Annotated in this window: 23 protein-coding genes and 1 pseudogene; 8 read left to right on the top strand and 16 right to left on the bottom strand. The window is 30.8% G+C overall.

Translation table 11 applies throughout. From position 1 onward, the window contains the following. Window positions 1–55: 55 nt before the first annotated feature. Window positions 56–1,228, bottom strand: coding sequence for an alpha-hydroxy-acid oxidizing protein (locus BED47_RS03720; RefSeq protein ID WP_069032484.1), 1,173 nt, complete (start codon window positions 1,226–1,228; stop codon window positions 56–58). A gap of 382 nt (window positions 1,229–1,610) precedes the next feature. Here BED47_RS03720 and BED47_RS03715 point away from each other — a divergent pair, with 382 nt between their 5' ends. Then, window positions 1,611–2,087 carry a nucleoside deaminase gene (locus tag BED47_RS03715; RefSeq protein ID WP_069032483.1) on the top strand — a complete coding sequence of 159 codons (477 nt, stop codon included), beginning with the start codon at window positions 1,611–1,613 and terminating at the stop codon, window positions 2,085–2,087. 68 nt (window positions 2,088–2,155) lie between these two features. Here the strand turns inward: BED47_RS03715 and BED47_RS03710 are convergent, their stop codons facing one another. The 4 genes from BED47_RS03710 to BED47_RS03695 form a co-directional block, all read right to left on the bottom strand. After that, window positions 2,156–2,614: a YkvA family protein gene (locus BED47_RS03710; RefSeq protein ID WP_069032482.1), complete on the bottom strand. Its 459-nt coding sequence runs from the start codon at window positions 2,612–2,614 to the stop codon at window positions 2,156–2,158. 128 nt (window positions 2,615–2,742) lie between these two features. Next, window positions 2,743–4,365 (bottom strand): ABC-F family ATP-binding cassette domain-containing protein, encoded by a 1,623-nt coding sequence (locus BED47_RS03705; protein ID WP_069032481.1) that lies wholly within the window; start codon window positions 4,363–4,365, stop codon window positions 2,743–2,745. Between the two features lie 124 nt (window positions 4,366–4,489). Further along, window positions 4,490–5,128, bottom strand: a complete 639-nt coding sequence (locus tag BED47_RS03700; RefSeq protein WP_069032480.1) for an SdpI family protein — start codon at window positions 5,126–5,128, stop codon at window positions 4,490–4,492. A 13-nt stretch (window positions 5,129–5,141) separates the two neighbouring features. Then, on the bottom strand, window positions 5,142–5,402 hold the full coding sequence (locus BED47_RS03695; RefSeq protein WP_069032479.1) for an autorepressor SdpR family transcription factor: 261 nt from the start codon (window positions 5,400–5,402) through the stop codon (window positions 5,142–5,144). A 172-nt stretch (window positions 5,403–5,574) separates the two neighbouring features. On the opposite strand from BED47_RS03695, the gene BED47_RS03690 reads away from it, so the two are divergent. After that, window positions 5,575–6,759: an alanyl-tRNA editing protein gene (locus BED47_RS03690; RefSeq protein ID WP_069032478.1), complete on the top strand. Its 1,185-nt coding sequence runs from the start codon at window positions 5,575–5,577 to the stop codon at window positions 6,757–6,759. Window positions 6,760–6,880: 121 nt separating this feature from the next. Here the strand turns inward: BED47_RS03690 and BED47_RS03685 are convergent, their stop codons facing one another. Beyond that, window positions 6,881–7,375 (bottom strand): GNAT family N-acetyltransferase, encoded by a 495-nt coding sequence (locus BED47_RS03685; RefSeq protein WP_069032477.1) that lies wholly within the window; start codon window positions 7,373–7,375, stop codon window positions 6,881–6,883. Between the two features lie 351 nt (window positions 7,376–7,726). Here BED47_RS03685 and BED47_RS03680 point away from each other — a divergent pair, with 351 nt between their 5' ends. After that, complete coding sequence (locus BED47_RS03680; RefSeq protein ID WP_069032476.1) at window positions 7,727–8,419, top strand: DUF899 domain-containing protein; 693 nt, start codon at window positions 7,727–7,729, stop codon at window positions 8,417–8,419. A gap of 92 nt (window positions 8,420–8,511) precedes the next feature. Here the strand turns inward: BED47_RS03680 and BED47_RS03675 are convergent, their stop codons facing one another. The 7 genes and pseudogenes from BED47_RS03675 to BED47_RS23595 form a co-directional block, all read right to left on the bottom strand. Continuing rightward, a complete protein-coding gene (locus BED47_RS03675; RefSeq protein WP_069032475.1) occupies window positions 8,512–9,153 on the bottom strand; it encodes a DUF4272 domain-containing protein in 642 nt (213 codons plus the stop codon). 173 nt (window positions 9,154–9,326) lie between these two features. After that, entirely contained in the window at window positions 9,327–9,785 is a 459-nt protein-coding gene (locus BED47_RS03670) for a hypothetical protein (protein ID WP_069032474.1), read from the bottom strand. A gap of 56 nt (window positions 9,786–9,841) precedes the next feature. Further along, window positions 9,842–10,756, bottom strand: coding sequence for a DUF3885 domain-containing protein (locus BED47_RS03665; protein WP_069032473.1), 915 nt, complete (start codon window positions 10,754–10,756; stop codon window positions 9,842–9,844). Between the two features lie 169 nt (window positions 10,757–10,925). Continuing rightward, window positions 10,926–11,546 (bottom strand): hypothetical protein, encoded by a 621-nt coding sequence (locus BED47_RS03660; RefSeq protein ID WP_069032472.1) that lies wholly within the window; start codon window positions 11,544–11,546, stop codon window positions 10,926–10,928. A 104-nt stretch (window positions 11,547–11,650) separates the two neighbouring features. Next, window positions 11,651–12,259 (bottom strand): annotated as a pseudogene (locus BED47_RS03655) (SPFH domain-containing protein); the annotation flags it as partial. Then, entirely contained in the window at window positions 12,223–12,375 is a 153-nt protein-coding gene (locus BED47_RS23600) for a hypothetical protein (RefSeq protein WP_175403444.1), read from the bottom strand. The pseudogene BED47_RS03655 and the gene BED47_RS23600, both read right to left, overlap by 37 nt. Before the next feature lie 288 nt (window positions 12,376–12,663). Further along, window positions 12,664–12,801, bottom strand: a complete 138-nt coding sequence (locus BED47_RS23595) for a hypothetical protein (protein WP_175403443.1) — start codon at window positions 12,799–12,801, stop codon at window positions 12,664–12,666. Window positions 12,802–13,136: 335 nt separating this feature from the next. Here BED47_RS23595 and BED47_RS03650 point away from each other — a divergent pair, with 335 nt between their 5' ends. From BED47_RS03650 to BED47_RS03630, 5 genes are all read left to right on the top strand, one after another. Then, window positions 13,137–13,469: a hypothetical protein gene (locus BED47_RS03650; RefSeq protein ID WP_069032471.1), complete on the top strand. Its 333-nt coding sequence runs from the start codon at window positions 13,137–13,139 to the stop codon at window positions 13,467–13,469. A 25-nt stretch (window positions 13,470–13,494) separates the two neighbouring features. Continuing rightward, the gene (locus BED47_RS03645; protein WP_069032470.1) at window positions 13,495–14,373 is read left to right on the top strand and encodes an ABC transporter permease subunit; all 879 of its coding nucleotides are present in this window, start codon (window positions 13,495–13,497) and stop codon (window positions 14,371–14,373) included. Next, complete coding sequence (locus BED47_RS03640; RefSeq protein ID WP_069032469.1) at window positions 14,370–15,389, top strand: ABC transporter permease subunit; 1,020 nt, start codon at window positions 14,370–14,372, stop codon at window positions 15,387–15,389. The genes BED47_RS03645 and BED47_RS03640 overlap by 4 nt, the downstream gene beginning before the upstream one ends. A 363-nt stretch (window positions 15,390–15,752) precedes the next feature. Next, a complete protein-coding gene (locus BED47_RS03635) occupies window positions 15,753–16,976 on the top strand; it encodes an MFS transporter (protein WP_069032468.1) in 1,224 nt (407 codons plus the stop codon). Between the two features lie 76 nt (window positions 16,977–17,052). Beyond that, window positions 17,053–17,355 (top strand): hypothetical protein, encoded by a 303-nt coding sequence (locus tag BED47_RS03630; protein WP_069032467.1) that lies wholly within the window; start codon window positions 17,053–17,055, stop codon window positions 17,353–17,355. Between the two features lie 519 nt (window positions 17,356–17,874). Here the strand turns inward: BED47_RS03630 and BED47_RS03625 are convergent. The 3 genes from BED47_RS03625 to ybaK form a co-directional block, all read right to left on the bottom strand. Beyond that, window positions 17,875–18,174, bottom strand: coding sequence for an SMI1/KNR4 family protein (locus tag BED47_RS03625; RefSeq protein WP_069032466.1), 300 nt, complete (start codon window positions 18,172–18,174; stop codon window positions 17,875–17,877). Between the two features lie 229 nt (window positions 18,175–18,403). Further along, window positions 18,404–18,664, bottom strand: coding sequence for a DUF1294 domain-containing protein (locus BED47_RS03620; protein ID WP_069032465.1), 261 nt, complete (start codon window positions 18,662–18,664; stop codon window positions 18,404–18,406). Between the two features lie 22 nt (window positions 18,665–18,686). Continuing rightward, on the bottom strand, window positions 18,687–19,163 hold the full coding sequence (gene ybaK, locus BED47_RS03615) for a Cys-tRNA(Pro) deacylase (RefSeq protein ID WP_069032464.1): 477 nt from the start codon (window positions 19,161–19,163) through the stop codon (window positions 18,687–18,689). Window positions 19,164–19,177: the final 14 nt, after the last annotated feature.

Here is a 19,177-nt window from a genome sequence, read left to right as displayed (position 1 = left end):
ATATAAAGAGCGACTCATTAGTCTAAGCACTTATTGAGATTGCTCTTTTTAATTTTTAAAAATGCTTACTAAGGTTTTCTTTCACTAGCAATGATGGCTTTAATTCACTGATACTTTTTTGTCCGGATAAAGCCATCGTTAAATCAAAATCAGCTAACATATTTTTCATGACTTGAACTACTCCATTTTTACCAGCAAGTGCTAGGCCATACATATACGGTCGTCCAATTAATACTGCATCAGCACCGATTGCTAAAGCTTTATATACATCTGATCCTCTTCTAATGCCACTATCCATTAAAATTGGTAATTTACCTTTTAATTCACTACAAATACTCTCTAATGCATCTAGAGTACTAATTGTTCCATCAACTTGTCTTCCACCATGATTCGAAACGATAATACCATCCATGCCATATTCAAGTGCAAGCATCGCATCGTCCTTATGTAAAATTCCCTTTAATAAAATAGGTAATTTAGTTTGATTTCGCAAAAATGCTAAATCTTCCCATGTTAATGCAGGATTGCCAAAGAGTCTTGTCCATAATAGAATTGCTGACTGTGGATCCTCTTCGGGTGATTTATTCAATCTTGAGCGAAATACGGGATCCTCTAAATAGTTACCAATTCCTTGCCCCTGTAAAAACGGCAAATATGCATTTTCAATATCTTTTTCTCTCCAGCCCATAATCGAGGTATCAAGTGTAATAACAATCGCTTCGTAACCATTTGCTTCAGCTCGTTTAATCATACTCGCTGCAATTTCCATATCACTACTACAATATAACTGATACCATTTAGGAGAATTTCCTAAAACAGTTGAAACCTTTTCTAAAGAGTAAGTTGATGCAGTACTAGTAATGTATGGAATATTCAATTCAGCTGCTGCTCTTGCAGCTTCAAGTTCACCTTCTGGATGTGCAATTGACTGCACACCGATTGGAGCAAATAAAATTGGTGAATGATATGTTTTGCCAAATAAATTTATACTAATATCACGCTCAGCCACATTTCGTAACATTCGCGGTACAATTTTCCACTTATCAAAAGCTAATCGATTTTCATTCATCGAGCGCTCACTACCAGCGCCCCCTGCTATATAATAAAAAGGCCCTTCCTCTAATTGATCATGTGCTAGCTTTTCTAAATCTTCAAATCTAACAGGAATCTCACTTTTTTTCCCAGCACTATAAACTTGCAATTGAATAGAATTTCCGAAATTCCTCATTCGAAACACATCCTTCAAAAAAAGTTGTAACCGTTTACATATTCTAATACCTATCAGCTAACTCCTTTAAATTTCTTAATAAATCATTCGACATTTTGAATATTTATAAGATTCCCTATCTCGTTAAGCATTTAATTTTATAGTAAATATTTTTGTTTGAATAATATTAATCTTTTATTATTGTTAAAAAAAAAACGAAATATGTTCTTAAATATCGTTATAGAGTGTACAAATAAGTAAGATACCCTTTTAAATTTTATTGGCTGATTTAAAGAATTTTAAATCGTTTAACTAATTTGATTGACTACTTATTTATATTAATTTATGAGATTAGATAAATGTAAATACATTTCGCCCTTATTACTATAAAGGTGGTGTTAGTTTGAATCACTCTGATTGGATTAAATTAAGTGTAAGACTTGCTTACGAAAACTTATTAAATAAGAATGGTGGGCCATTTGGAGCAGTTATTGTCCAAGATGGAAAAGTAATTGGTGCAGGCGTAAATGGTGTCACAACTTTAAATGATCCAACTGCACATGCAGAGGTCCAAGCAATTCGAAACGCATGTCAAAATTTAGGTACATATTTATTAAAGGATGCTGTCTTATATACTAGTTGTGAACCATGCCCAATGTGTCTAAGTGCCGTCTATTGGTCTAGAATTTCAAAAATATATTATTTTTTCACAAAAGATGATGCAGCAAAAATTGGATTTGATGATGCACATATTTATAATGAACTTTCATTGCCATATGAAGATCGAACCATCCCAAGTGAACAAATTATGATTAAAGTCAAAGATATTGAAAACCCTTTCATTGTTTGGTCAAAAGATGAAAGTCATGTACATTATTAATCTGTATAAGAAAAGGTTGCTCATTAATAAATAATGGGCAACCTTATTTTAATTTTGATTTATAAATTTTATTCTTTTAGCTCATGATCTTTTTCTGACTCTTCAATTTCCACTAAATTTAATGAATCATCTTTTTCGTTATTATTTTCTTTCCAAATTTTATACTTTTCAATATCTTTGTTTATTTGTTTAAATGTATACGCTAAAATCGTTGCATCATCTAAAAAGCCTAAGCCGACGATAAAATCTGGTATTGCGTCAATTGGGCTGACAAAATAAATTAATGCCCCGATCACTGTCAAAATTGATTTTGTGGAGATATCTCTATAACTGCCATTAATATATGATTTAAATAAATCTATAAATAAATTTACTTTTTCCCAAGCTTCACCTAATGCACCTTTTTTATCTGGTGCCAGCTTAGCTGCTTTTTTCAATAAATTCGTAGATTTTTCTTTATTTCCTAAATAGGAAGAAGCTTTCTTTAAATACTTTTTAAAAAACTTATTTTCATTTAACTCAGACATTATTTCTCCTCCCTTTTTTATAGTTTAACAAATATGAAAACAAGATGAAAGTAAGAAAAACCACTAATCAATTGATTAGTGGTTTCACGCCTTTCTGCTTTTAATGTGAAAGGCTTGTGTAGTTGGAATTACTTATTATATAACTCTTCTACTTGCTTTTGTAAATCTTTGTTCTCTAAGAACTCATCATAAGTACATTCTTTGTCAACTAAACCGTTTGGTGTCACTTCAATGATACGGTTTGCAATTGTTTGAATGAACTGATGGTCATGAGATGTAAATAATGCAGTACCTTTGAAAGCAATTAGACCATTATTTAATGCCGTAATTGACTCTAAGTCTAAGTGGTTAGTAGGATCATCTAATACTAATACGTTTGCTCCACTTAACATCATTTTTGAAAGCATACAACGAACTTTTTCTCCCCCAGAAAGAACAGAAGCTTTTTTCATTACTTCCTCTCCAGAGAATAGCATACGTCCTAAGAAACCACGTAGGAAGCTTTCAGACTCATCTTGTGGAGAGAACTGACGTAACCATTCGATTAAGTTCATATCACTTTTTTCAAAGAAATCAGAGTTATCTTTAGGGAAAAATGCTTGAGAAGTTGTTACACCCCATTTAAATGAACCAGTATCTGGCTCCATTTCACCCATTAAAATTTTAAATAAAGTTGAAATTGCAACGTCATTTTTACCAACAAACGCAATTTTATCACCTTTGTTTACAGTAAAACGCACGTTATCTAATACTTTTTCACCATCGATTGTTTTTGAAATTCCATCTACAGTTAATAAATCATTTCCAACTTCTCTCTCTGGCGTAAATCCAACGAATGGATAACGACGAGAAGATGGTCTAATATCATCAAGTGTAATTTTATCTAAAAGTTTTTTACGTGAAGTAGCTTGTTTTGCTTTTGAAGCATTTGAGCTAAATCGAGCAATAAATCCTTGTAGTTCTTTAATTTTCTCTTCTTTTTTCTTATTAGCATCAGACATTAATCTTTGAGCTAATTGACTTGATTCATACCAGAAATCATAGTTACCAACATAAAGTTGAATCTTACCAAAATCTAAATCAGCCATATGCGTACATACTTGATTTAAGAAGTGACGGTCATGTGATACAACGATAACTGTGTTTTCAAAGTTAATTAAGAAGTTTTCTAACCATTGAACAGCTTTAAGATCTAAGTTATTCGTTGGCTCATCTAGTAAAAGAATATCTGGTTGACCAAATAATGCTTGAGCAAGTAAAATTTTTACCTTCTCACCAGCTTGTAATTCAGCCATTTTTTTATAATGTAAGTCTTCTGTAATGCCAAGACCTTTTAATAAAATCGCAGCTTCTGATTCTGCTTCCCAACCATTTAACTCTGCAAATTCACCTTCAAGTTCTGCAGCTTTCATGCCATCTTCTTCAGTGAAATCTTCTTTACTGTAGATTGCATCTTTTTCTTTCATTACTTCATAAAGACGAGTATGACCCATAATTACTGTTTGAAGAACTTCAAACTCTTCATATTCAAACTGGTTTTGTTTTAATACTGCAAGACGCTCACCTGGCGTTACAATAACATCACCTGTTGACGGCTCGATCTCACCAGATAAAATTTTAATAAAAGTAGATTTACCCGCACCATTAGCACCAATTAAACCGTAACAGTTACCTGGTGTAAACTTTATATTAACATCATCAAATAATTTTCTGTCCGCAAAACGCAAACTAACATTAGAAACTGTAATCATTTTAATTATATTCCTCCAACTCTTTTGCTCTACTCTTTACAATACCATATTTTAAAAGGAAATTAAATTTTTTCTAAAAGAAATTCATAAACAAACACCAAATTTTGTAAAAAAATAGCTTAATTTAGTTTTTCATTTCCTTTTTAAAGGCAATATATGAGTATATAGTTGTGAACCCAACTAAAAATATAATCAATGGAATGACAATAATTCCTTTATTACTCACTGGTATAAAATAAAGCAATAAGAAACATAAACCAACGATCATAAATAATCTACCGCTCACACGATGTGTTTTTTTCCAAACATTTTCATTACTTAATGTCCATGGTGTACGGACGCCAATAAAATAATTCGAACGAACATGAGGCATATAATTTCCAAGAAACATAAACAAAAGGCCAATAAAGAGAAAACTCATTGAGCCGATATGAACGTTATAACCTAATCCGTAGAATAAAACACTCATATTAATTAAAAAGAAAATAAATAAAATCCCTGTTGCCATAAAGTACAAGCTTCTTTGGAATAACTTATAATTTTCTTTTCTTGGATCGATCTTTGGAGTTACAATTGGTAATAAATAAACGAAAAGCATGATCGCATGGAGCTCGATAAATGTTTGCATTTTTGAATCGTAATTATTAATTTGACCTGAAAAATCCCAGTGAACTGGTAGTTGACTTGGTAAATTATGAAAGTTAATAATCCATAATACTAGTGAACAAATAAATAGTAAAATTGCAATGATGTGCTTTTTCAAAATAGGTCACCTCTCAATTATTTTCTTTAAAACTATATGCCCAACTAATAATTTCTTGGAAAACTGTCATATTTAAAGAATAAATAATAAATTGCCCCTTCTTCTCATCTTGAATTAACTGAGCTGACTTTAATATTTTAAGATGCTGCGAAATACTAGGTTTTGACATATCAAATTGTTCTGAGATTTCTCCCGCAGTTAAATCCTTCTCTTTTAATAAATCTAAAATTTTTCTTCGAGTTGGATCCGATAATGCTTTAAATAATTCGTTCACATTTTACACCTCTAAGATTTAGTATTTAGTTAATTAACTAAATACTAAAATCTATTTGTCAAATTGTCAATTATGCTAAAATTAAAATAGATTATTTTAAGTTTTTATTTCACTTCTATATAATTTAAATTAAACAACAAATTTAGGAAATTAAAAGATTAGAGGTATGATCATGGCAAATAAATTATATTTTGAACACCCTTCATTAAAAAAATGGTTTACTAAAATTACAGAAATTAAAGAAGTTGATTCTTTGTTTCATATCAAACTTGAGGATTCTGCATTTTATCCTGAAGGTGGTGGGCAGCCATCTGATTTCGGTACAATTAATGGAATTGAAATTGTTGATTTAATAGAAGAAAATGAAGAAGTCATCCATGTCCTAAATGCAAGACCGGATACAATAGAAGCAACATGTGAAATAAATTGGGATCGAAGAATTGATCATATGCAGCATCATAGTGGCCAACATTTACTTTCAGCAACAATTATTGAACTATTTGATGTACCTACTGTAAGTTTTCATTTAGGAAAAGAGACAGTTACGATTGATTTAGATACACCTTCTCTTTCTGCTGAACAATTAAATCAAATTGAAAGAGCTGTATATGAAAAGATACTTGCAAATATTGAAATTAATACATATTTCGTAAATAAAGAAGAACTAAATGCACTTCAACTACGCAAATTACCAAAAGTTGAAGACAACATACGAATTGTTGAGATTTTACATACAGATTTATCCGCATGTTGTGGTACTCATGTAAAACAAACGGGTGAAATCGGATTAATTAAATTAATTAAAACTGAAAAAGTAAGACAAACTACTAGACTTCATTTTAAATGTGGCTATAGAGCACTAGAAGAAGTTCAAAAGACTAGTAAAACTTTATCAAATATTAATCAATTATTTAATACACATACTGACCAAGTTAAGGATAAAGTCGAAACGACGATGAATGAATTAAAAGAAGCACAAAAAGAAATCGACAAAATGAAAGAAACGATCTATAACTCAATCTCAAATGAGTTACTATCAAAAGCTACGAATGATATCATTATTAAAACATTTGAAGAAGAATCAGTAAAAGACTTACAGTTACTTGCAAAATCAATCCAATCAAAAAAACCTTCATTACTTGTTTTTTCAAGTGTAAAAGAGCAAAAATTATTGCTTATTAATCAACTGAAAAATGATATACATTGTGGAGAATTAATTAAAAATTTACTAAAACGAGTTGATGGAAAAGGAGGCGGCGGTGCCGGGCAAGCACAAGTCACATTTGAAACTTCAATCCAATTACACGAAGCTGAAAATATTCTAAAAAGTATTCTTCTTAGTCAGGTAAATTGTTAATTCTTTAAAAAACTATTTTCAAAAAAAAAAGATTGTTAAATTAGACAATCATTCTAAAAAGAACAACGGCGGACTGCTCAAGTCCACAGTTGTTCTTTTCTTGTTATGTATTCATTTCGATCTATTCAACCGAATACTTATAGAATATTTTATCGACCTTCATTACTGGAAATTTTTCAGGTAAATCTGTCACTTCTACACTTTTAAAACCATTTTTCTCATAAAATCTATGAGCTGCTAAAAATTGGGGAGTTGTTCCAAGATAAATTGCTTTTATTGACTTTTCTTTCGCCCATTTAATAGCATTATTTAATAAAAGACTTGCAGTTTTATATTTTGCACCTCTGTATTCTTTGTCTACAAACATCTTTCTTAACGCAACTTCTTGATTCCCTATGTCTAAAAGACTAATTGTACCAACTACTTTATCCCCATAAAGAGCCACCCAAAAGTTGCCGTTTCCGTTTTGGTAAAATTCTTCAATTGTAAACAAATCAGGCTGGTCATCTTTGGTGATTTTAATATTATATTCTTGCTGCTGAATAGCAAGAATTAAATCTACTACTTCAGCTTGGTATTCATTAGAGTATTCTTTCAAAATAGGACTGTTGTTCATGTTTTTACACCGCCTTTTAGATATTAAGACATTACTATTTTTAATTTAACCACTGCTCTATACTATAACTCTTTATTCAATATAGAGATTGGGATGTCCTTTTTTCATATTTAACTAAATTGATAAATTGTTCAAATTAAAAAAGCCGCAATTATGCAACTTGTGATGTTTAACTATCGTATACTGTAGTTCTATAAGATTTAATTGTTTTCCAATCCTCATTTTTCACATTGCGGGTTAACTTAGCACTCTCCTCTGCTTCGTCGATTGAATCATAATCTGTATCTCAAATGAATACGAGATGCGATAATGTAGAGAATATATGAGAAAACGATATGACGAGGTGTTGTTATGGATCACAAAGTTCTGCCAAGAAAGGAATGGCTTGAATCGAGGAAAGAACTTTTACAGAAAGAAAAAGATTTCACCAAGTTAAGAGATGAACTTACACAGCAGAGACGAGATTTGCCGTGGGAAGTTGTTAGCAAGTCATATATATTTGACGGTCCGAACGGTACGGTATCATTAGCAGACCTATTTAATGGAAAAAGTCAGTTGATTGTCTACCATTTCATGTTCAGTCCAACTTGGGATCAAGGGTGCAAACATTGTTCTTTTTGGGCTGACCACTACAGCGGAATGATTCCACACTTAAATCACCGAGATGTCAGCTTTGTTTGTATTTCCCGTGGACCATTAGAAAAGTTGGAGAAATTTAAAAAACGTATGGGTTGGACATTTCCATGGTATTCATCAGGGCACACGGATTTTAATTATGATTTTCAAGCATCTTTTTTAGAAGACGAAGTAGAGAATAAATTAGCATATTATAACTATACTATGCAAGATCCAATGAGTTCTGACAGAGAAGGAGTGAGTGTTTTTTATAAAGATGATGAAGGATATATATTTCATACTTACTCCACTTACGCTCGTGGCATTGACATGATGAATAATACATACCAGTTTCTCGACTTGGTCCCGAAAGGAAGGCAGGACGATCGTGGACTTCGTCATAGCGATCAATATGTTCCAAAAGTATAATTTTTTCATATTAAAAGGACTGCAAAAATGAATTGCAGTCCTTTCTGTTATAGAACTAACTCAATGCTTTAGTTGAATAAGGAATTTAAATTTTATGTATCTGTAGAAACAGCATCCCATTCTTCTTCCATGTAATTCACAAGCCAATTAAATGTATAATGTCTTTCATAAATGACACCTTCATTAAAGTTTGATGGGATTTGTGATCCATTTAATTGAGCGTCTCTATCTGCCCAATGACTTCTATATGTGAAATCCAAGCTATCAAGAATTTCATTAGTACCTCTAAGTGAAGTTTTTTTTATTAAATCCTCCTTAGTAGAACTCAATACTGTCTCATAAACTAAATCTACATCACATGTGTTTGTTGGGATACCCAGTTCTTGAATTATATTAATCGACCACAAAAGAACCCAAATACATTCGATTTTCCATGAATATTGAATAAATTCTCTTTGTTTTGGGCTTTTCTTTTCAATAAAAATTTTCTCCTCATCTGTAAATAAATCGAATGCTTTAAACACCTCGATAAATTCATCAATTTCACCATTTGATGCACCCATTCCTTTTGCAGAAACTATCGTGAGTGCAATTATTCTATCTATGATTTCCTCTTTAGTTCTTACATTTACATCACTATCTAGTTCTGTTAAAGGTAAATTCTCGTTAATCGGGATTCCTAATTTCTTTAGTTGAAGTTCGGATTTTAATTTTCTCTCATTTGTTAGTTCCACTTAATCACCCCTAATTTTATTAATCAATATAAAGATTCCTTCACTATGATACCAATTACATCATTCTATAATAACAATCCATATTAAACTAGGCTGCCAAATACTTAAAAAGGAGTCGATCATTATCGACTCCTGAATTTGCACAATTTTCACATGCGTTAACCAACCTTGAATCAATAATTTACCGCTCCATCCGAGTGAACTATTACTAAAGGATTATCAGAATCGCTTTCTAAAGTGAGAACACATTCTTTTCCAAGTACCCTTGATATTTTTTTCATAAATTCGAAAACTACCTTTAAATCAGTCTCATTTTTAATTTCTTTTGGATCTAAATCAAACTCAATTTCAGTAAGTGAAAAGAAATAGCAATTAAACAAAATACCATTAATTTTGATAGTCATCATAATACTGTGATTCTCTTTTTCTTTAAATAACATATAAACAGTTGTATTTTCATATTCAGATATCTGTCCATCTATATATAAAGTAATATTCCAGTGAGAACGATGGATTAATTCATATAATTTCTGCCATTCATCTAAACCTACATTAAACACATACATATCCCTAAGACTACCATCTACAAAAAATATCTCATTTAAAACTTTATTGTTAATGTTTTGCACCATTAGTCCATTCTCCATATAAGAATAATTTATAATCCCTACGTAACGAACGTATTCATTTAAGCTCTACTAGCTGACCAACTGTTATACATTCCCTGATATTTTTTCGAATAAAGTGACATAAGTTCAGTTTGGTAATTTATTAATCCTAAAGCTTCCTTTTTCGTGATATTAATTTTAATGAATTCATTCTCCGTAGTATCTACCATAACTTCAAAACCTGTTTGTTTGATCTCCTCAATACACTCTTGTGAACGGTTTATAGGAATCATTAATTTATGAGTTATATAACAAGTATTATCTTCAAATAAATTTATTTCAGATTCCCTGATTTTTTTTCTGTTTAGATTTAGTCTTTTCTCACTTTCATCAGGTGTTTCATAAATATTAAACAACCCATTTCCAAACATTCGGTCAATTTGGATCCTATTATAATCTAAAATCCAAGATTTGAAATTTTTATAAATAGGTATTAAGCTACTTTTTTCTATACCATATACATCGCATCCTCTATCGTCATACATATGAAACAACGTCTCTTTTGTCAAATTTAATAGATAACAAGAACCATTAATCATTGGTTTTTTTGCGAAATCTTTATTACCTATTAATTGGATAAGATAGGCTATGCGAATATCATCTTTTTTAACTCTTAAACTATACTGTTTTGTTTCCATTTCTACATCTTCTTCATCAAATTCAAATGGTAAAGTTTCGCATTTCAATCCATATATTTGCTTTTTACACCTCATCAAACGCTTTATGTTAGGGATAACAATTCGTTTGGAATTGCGTAGTCTATTAATATTAAGAATTAGTAGTAATTCATCATCCTTATCTATCATGGAATTTAGAATAGTAATTGCTCTTCGATTCATTTCCTCAAAGTATTGCTTACCTTCTAATTGAATAAGACCTAATTCAAAACGGATCCAAAAACTAGATCCCTTTATTAATTGACTCCATAGGCTCATTATGATCTCCTTTTATTTAAGCTATCTAGTAATTTCATTTAATGTATGATAGCTCTATTTTCTAATTTTAATATACTTACATTTTGTAAAATAAAAAAGACTACTAAAGTAGCCTATTTTTGTACAAAAGCAATGTTAGTTTTTCAAAAGAGAATGTATATCTGAGAAATTAGTCAAATTTTCTAAGATCGTTTGTTAATTTAACTCCTTGATTATAAAGCCCTAATTTACTTTGAAGTTGATTAGGTAGTATACAAGTAATTTTGTTTATATCCACTAAAGTTATTTCTTTTTGATTTGTACGTCCTGAAACTTCTTCACCAATCATTGCTAAGTCAAAGGGTGAATGACTATATATTAATTCTGTAATTGTTGTAAACATCTTATCTATATCATTTAACCAAAGATTAGATTCCTTTATTAGTGGGTAGTTACAATTAAAAATCTCTTCGAATATAACTAGAGGTATACTTATATCGATCCAATCAGACTCCCCTTCAATTCTTATAATACTAATCAAACAAGGAAAAATATTGCTCTTTGAGTCAGTAACTGTTCCATAAAATTGATCTACACTTGCATCTTCAAGATTTATAGGGAGCGAAATAGTTTCATAATAATTTTGGAAATCCTTTCTTTCTTTCCACATACCATTGAAATTATCGCATTTATACAATGCTACAAGAGCTTTATTCAATTTTTTATTATCTCCATAGGGATTATATTCAATTGACAGTTCATAGTATCCGCCATACCATAATTCTTCATTATTGAAATCATTATAATTCATAAAATTATCCCTCTTTTTTTATCTTGGGGTTTATTTATAGAAGTTAGATAGAGTTTTGTTCAAAAGTATCTGATTATAAAAATAGAATCTATTTTGTTTAGTTTCTATTTTTTCATTGTACTTAAAACAGGTTGTGCACCTTTTTCGGAAATTATTGTTACAAGAAGACTAGTAACCATATCGGCTTTTTGACTGTCTGTTGCAGTCAATAATCCTTTTTCTTCAAGCATTTTCAAAGCATCTTCTACCATACCAACAGCACCTTCTACAATTTCTCTTTTAGCTTGAACAACTGCTTTTGCTTGTTGTCTTTGTAACATACTACTTGCTATCTCAGGAGCGTAAGCAAGATGGCTTAATCTAGCTTCTTGAACTTTAACTCCGCTTTTTTGAAGTCTTTCCTGTAACTCAATTTGTAATTCTTCTGCAATCTCTTCTGCATTCCCTCTTAAAGAAAATTCTTCTTTATTTGTCGTGTCGTAAGCATATTTCGTTGCAATATGACGAATTGCTGTTTCACTTTGAATCATGACAAATTTTTGATAATCTGCAACATCAAACAATGCTCTTTCAACATCAACTACACTGTATACTACAACTGCAGCAATCTCGATGGGATTCCCGTCGATGTCATTTACTTTCAATACATCGCTATTGAAATTAACAGCTTTTAAGTTCACTTTGGATTTACTTGTAAATGGAATAGAAATGAAGCGATCATGAAAAATGCATGACCACTAGCTAAAGAAATAAATCCACCAAGTATTAATAATCCTATTATGAATGCCAACACGATGTAACCGTTAATTCGAAATGCTTCTTTTTTCATATTTTTCCCCTCTTCATTCAACTAAGTATGTTAAATCAATAAAAATAGTAATATCAATGAAAAATACAAAGAATTCATCGGAACACCTTAAGGTGATATGTATATTTCCAACTTGATTATTCAACCAAGTTTAATAGTTTAATAATTTGAAATAAATTCTAAATTTGAAAGTAATCCCAGAAATATAAATCCTATTCCTAATGAAAACCATATTGATTTTACTAACCAAATAGGCAAAAATTTTATAAACCCTCCAAAAATAAATGTAATAATAAACCCGATACAGCCTTAAAACTCATTTGAGTATACAGTTATATCTGCAGCATTCGATAAGTTTTCTTTATTTTTTTCATTTGTGATCATTACTTGTACGAATAGAAGCCCCCCTGTTATTATCAGTCCTAATCGATTTATCCAGTTGATCACACCATTAATCCTCCTGATAGTTTATCTACTAATTAGTTTAATAATAGGCTAATTATACAGCTTTGATTGACTTTTGTAACTTGGGGTATTTTGAATATTTAATAGAAATTATTTTGATCAAAAAAGTAAAGCCCTATTTAAGATTTTAAGACCTAAATTAAATAATCCTTATGTATAAGAACGTTAGCATATAACGATGTGTATTATTCTAAATCGACTTATTTTTGCTATAGTAAACTGTTGTTTTGTCACTAAATTCTAATTTTTCTTACAATAATTTCCAGATTGGTTTAAAATATAGGTAATCAGATTTTAATCTAGAAAGGATGATGAAGTTGAAAAAGCTTATTTTTGCAATCATTACACTAGGATTTCTGTTTGGCCTTACATGGATTGTTTCAGATTTTATGCATGGTAAAATGATTGACTATGCGTTTTTTGTAGGATTGGTAATAACGATCATTATCCGATTTTTCACGAGTAGTGGCAGCGGATATGCATCCAATAGCATTAATTTAAGTACTCAAACACAGACGGGTATGAAAATAACGGGTGAGAATGCTAGTCCTTTTACAGTAACTCAAAAATCATTTTCATTACTGGTATCTTTTACTTTTACAATCGTTTCTTTACTCATTACACTAGCTTATTACTGGAAAGAATTTTGAAAAAAAGGAGTGAGATTAAGATCAAATGAGCATACGCTTTTATCTCTGGAAAAAATTCTACCAACTTCTATTTACGATCATTTTGATTGGAATCATTGTAGCATTTTCAGCTAGCTTACATACTTCAAAAGCTGACCTATTCCATTCTGTTTTAGAACAAATTAAAACGTTTGGTCACAGCTTTCTTCATTTAAACGAAATGACAATTCAGATAGGAATCTTTTCAAAGCAAACACCATTATGGAGCTACTTAGTAGAACCGTTTACTTATTCGTTTATTATTTTATCATCTTCTTTTATTTGCACATTCACACTAGGAATCTTGTTTTCGTATGTAACCTATCTTTTAACACCCAAAATGCAAAGAGTCGTTAAAGAGGGGCTATTCCTCTTACAAAGTATTCCAGATGTGATATTCATTTTCGCAGTTCAATTATTCATCATTTGGTTATATAAAAAAACGAATATACTCATAGTCGATCCTGTCGCTGGTTTGAAGAAAGTCTATGTATTACCAATACTTGTCGTATCCATTTTACCAGGAATCATGTTATTTCAAATGACATTTTTAGCAATCGAAGAAGAAAGTAAAAAAACATATGTCGAATTTGCAAAAGCAAAAGGATTGTCAAATGGATGGATACTTTTCAAACATATCCTACGAAATGTAGTTGTAACGCTATTTTCTCATTCCCACTTTTTGTTTTGGTTGCTTGTATCGAATTTATTAATCGTGGAATATTTATTTAACATACATGGTTTTTTTCACTTACTTTATACAACATTGAAAACACCTGACGTATTTTACGTCTGCTTGCTAACTTTATTTTTTCCATTTTTTATCATTGAAACTATTTTTAATGTAGTCGCGATTAAATTAACAGGAAAGGAGCAATCTGAATGAAAAAAGGTTGGACGAGATACCCTTTCCTAGCTTCATTGTTTTTTCTAATTGGTTTAGTAACCTTCAGTTTTCTTTATACGTACTTTTTAAAGGATCACATTAAAGCTCCACCAAAACTTTTATATGATGGAAACGGGAAAATGATAAAGGGGCTTCCATTTCCACCAAGCTTAGATTACCCATTTGGTGTCGATCGTTTCGGTCATAATCTATTTTGGTCAGTCATTGATGGTGCAAAGTACACCATATTAATTGGTTTGTTTGTCAGTTTCTTACGAGTTGGGTTAGGTGTTTGTTTCGGGATTTTTTACGGGATCTATTTGAAAAAGATGAGATCTTTTTTTACAACTTTTGAACGAGCATTCCGTTTTATCCCAGCAATTCTTCTTGTCATGTTGTTCTTTGATGTGAATCTATTTAATAATGCAACAAAAGGGTTTTCCTATATTGCTTCAATCATTATTTGGCTAACAGTTGTTGCATTACCATCTCTCATTCAAGTGATTGGCAATGAAGTGAGTCATTTTAACAAAGAAGATTTTATTACAGCATCCAGAGCGATGGGTGCAACGAAATTTCGTATTATTCAAAAACACGTAATGCCATTTCTACGTTCTAGAATTTTACTCATGATCGTTCAACAAATGATTAGTGTCTTACTACTACTTGTTCACTTAGGTGTAGTTCGAGTGTTTGTGGGTGGTAGCACAACAATCTATCTCGATTCTGTCAACAGTGTCACACTACCTAATACGAATGAATGGTCTTCCTTAATTGGTGTCTCATACCAAGAGCTAATGCTTGATCAATGGATTGTTTTTGGTCCAAGTATCGCATTTATACTTACTTTATTAGCTTGCAATGTAATGAAAAGAATGTTGCAAGGTGCTGAAGAAAGAGTTGTTACTCCAAAGACTGAGCAAACAACTTTAAAAGAGAGTAAACAGATAAAGAAATCCGACTTTACGTTTGTCGATGTCGTGGTAAGGAATAAGAACATTAAAGAGTTTCAGTAAAGCATAAAAGGAACTTCCCTTGAAGTTCCTTTTTCATTTCAAATCCTTTTATAGGCGATGACAAATGTTATATTATCCTCGACTAAGATCATAATTTCAATCATCTTATTGAACTATCCTGCCATAGAAATTCATCACAATTTCTACCTTTTTACTTTTATGCCGCTATGGAATTTCAGTATTCTATCTATCTTCAATTATTCTCCCATTTAGTAAAACAAACACCACTTCAACAACCCAATTAATCATATCCGATATTGCACTTTTTCATTTTTTATTTCGATTTTACATAGTCTTTTTTTACTATTGATGAGATAATAGTTTTTGTCGAATTATATTTTGGGTAAATGGGGAGAAATTTTTATGTGGAAAAACCGAAACGTTTGGATCGTGTTGTTCGGTGAATTTGGAGCCGGTATAGGTCTTTGGTTCGGAATTATCGGAAATTTAGAATTTATGCAAAAACATGTACCATCAGATTTCTTTAAATCGTTAATTCTTTTTTTCGGCTTATTAGCTGGAGTTTTTGTTGGTCCGTTGGCTGGACGGTTAATTGATCAATATTCAAAGAAAAGGATTTTATTAATTAGTGGTTTAGGTCGAACTTTAAGTGTAATTCTGATGTTTTTTGCAATACAATACGAAAGTATTATTTTCATGGTCTTATTTTTAGTTATGCTGCAAATTTCTGCCGCATTTTACTTCCCAGCGCTTCAAGCTGTTATACCAATGATTGTGAAAAACGAACAGTTATTAACTTTAAATGGGATTCATATGAATATTTCTACAATATCCAGAATTGCCGGAACTTCAATTGGTGGTATTTTAGTTGTATCAACTAGTCTCACGAATGTATATGGAATGAGTATGCTAGCATATGCATTTTTATTTTTAATGACGTTCTTTTTACGAATTGAAGAACCTACGATCAAAGCAATTAATGTAGAAAAAACAAAAAATTCTAAAACAGACAAAGGATTTGCTGAAATATTTGCACTCATAAGAAAAAGTCCAACAATCTTAAATTTATTTATCTTAAACCTAGTGCCAGTACTTTTCCTTGGTGGATTTAATTTAATGGTAATCGAAATAAGTGATATTCAACATGATCCTTCAGTTAAAGGCCTTATCTATACAAGTGAAGGTATCTCATTTATGATTGGAGCATTTGTCATTAAACGATTAACAAAAAAATATACGAATAAGCAATTATTATACTTTTCAACTTTTTTAGTAGCTTTTGCTCAGCTATCACTTTTCTTTGCAGATCACCATTGGATGACTCTTATCTCATTTGCAATTTTCGGATTTTCAGTTGGTTGCTTCTTTCCTGTTTGTTCAACTGTTTTCCAAACTTCAATTGACAAATCATATCATGGTCGACTTTTCTCATTTAGAAGTATGTATGACAGGGTAACATTTCAGATCGTCCTTTTAAGTACAGGGCTATTTTTAGATACAATTGGTCTACAATATATGGTTTTAATTTTCGGAACGGTTTCGCTTTTAATTCTTGCTAGATTATTGAATAAAGAGAAAAAATCTAAAGCAGAGTTAGTGAGTGAAACTCAAAATTTATCAATGTAATTAAAGAGGCTGTCTCAAAAGTGAGTTTAACTGACACGGGGGCGCCTCTTTTATTGTGACACTTAGGAGGTTTTATATGAAGAAAATAGGAAAGTTTGTATTAATTTTTATAATTTTCATTGGAATTGGATTTAGTTATATTCAATATAAAAAGTCAAATGTTGAGAAAAGTGTAACTAAGTATCTAACAACGGAAAAGAACATATCAAAGAATGACATTATTTCCAGTGAACCATTTATTGCGAATTTACAAGGAGATAAGAATTGGATGGTTAGCATCAAACTAAAAAATGATGATAAAACGTATTATTATTACAAAAGTAAAAACAAAGTTATTTTAGAATCATATGTGGAAAACGGAGAAGAACACGTTCAATAATAGAACGTTTAGATTTTACAGAGCCTTTTGGAAAATTATCATAAAACGTTCTCGAGAATAATATTATTTAAGTACTGATCTAAATTGATAAAAGTAATCGGAGGTATCTCAACAGCACTTTTCATTTATAGTTAATTAAATCTCTCTTTTTCAAAGATTATTAAAAGATTTTTATACAATTTAGTAAGAATTAGAGCATATTTACAAGTTTCTAATTTCAAAGTATCATCTTTATTTCAATTTTAAGGCTATAATACCCTTACTGGTACAGGTAATTATTTATTTTATTTGCGGTTCTCTATTTTTAATTGCAGTTTTGCTATTTTTATTTGCGATATTCAGAATTTATTTGCAGTCCGCTGTTTTTTTAGTTTTTCATCATCTATTTGCAAGATAGTATTGCTATTTTTAATTGCGGTTTCTCTATTTTTATTTGCGATTTTCAGATTTTATTTGCAGTACACTGTTTTCCCATAAAAAAAAGGGGTTCATCTTGGAACACCCTCATTTTATTAAAGCTCAATATCCATAAGCAGCTAAGAATTCATTCAAACTTGAATACAGTGTAACAACTTCCCATTTCCGTTCAAATTCATAGGCAGTACATACTTCCCCTGATTCCTCGTTGATGAAAATAACATCATCTGTTTCGTCATCGAAGCCAATTATTAACCAATTTTCTGGCCATTGTATTTTTTTACTTAAGTCCTTTTTAGCCTCATTTAACTCTTCTTCTTTTATAAAATAGATTGTCATATTTTCATTTGAGACCTCATCTATACCGATTCCTTTAATTCTTGAAAACCATTCACTTTGCATTTAAATTCCCCACTTCCAATAAGAAAGCCTGTATCAACCAAGTGATCACAGGCTAACTTTTTTACTTTTGTGCTTTTTTTGATTCAGATAAATTTGATTTATCTTCGTAGTTTGGTTGTTTTTGACTAGCGTTATTTTTTCTTCCACCATTTCCACGTCCCATTTCTTTCGCCTCCTTAAATTGTCATAAAAATATTTTATACAATTAAGGTAAGACTATCCCATTAAATTATAGAAAGAAAAAATAGATAACGAATTGGATAAATAGGATGATCCAATAACCAAAAACAAATTTTGGATGCTTTGTTTTATGTCTAAAATAATACATTCCTAAAATTGAACCAATTGAACCACCGATAATTGCAAATAAAAATAATATGCGTTCAGGAATTCTCCATGCTTTTCTTTTTGCCCGAGACTTATCAATTCCCATAATTGCGAATGAAACAATGTTAACGATTACTAAATAAAACATAAAATACCCTACCATTTGGATCCCTCATAAGACTCGTTTATTTTGAAATTTTTGCTATTTTGCTACGAGTTGATTGTATTAAATCTTTTGCATTCAATTGAAGTTGTATACCTATTTTTCCACCGCTTACAATAATCTCTTCTATATTATTAACAGATTCTTCAATAAAAGTAGGGTATTGCTTTTTCATACCAATTGGTGAACAGCCACCTCGAACATATCCTGTACTTGCTAAAAGGTCTTTCACTGGTAATAATTCTACTTTCTTTTCTCCAGCAGCTTTTGCTGCTAATTTTAAATCTAATTCCTTTTCGACTGGAATGACAAATACATAAATCGCCTTAGATTGACTGATTGATACAAGTGTTTTATAAACTAATTCAGGATCTTTATTTATTTTATTTGCTACAGAAACCCCATCAATCTTTCCATCATTCGAGTCATAATTTAAGGTTGTATAGTTAACTTTTTTTGAATCTAACATTCTCATTGCATTCGTTTTACTTACAGCCATTTTTACTCCTTTCA

Source organism: Gottfriedia luciferensis, from assembly GCF_001712755.1.
GTDB classification, from domain to species: Bacteria; Bacillota; Bacilli; order Bacillales; family Bacillaceae_G; genus Gottfriedia; species Gottfriedia luciferensis_B.
This window is presented reverse-complemented; position numbering and strand designations above follow the sequence as displayed.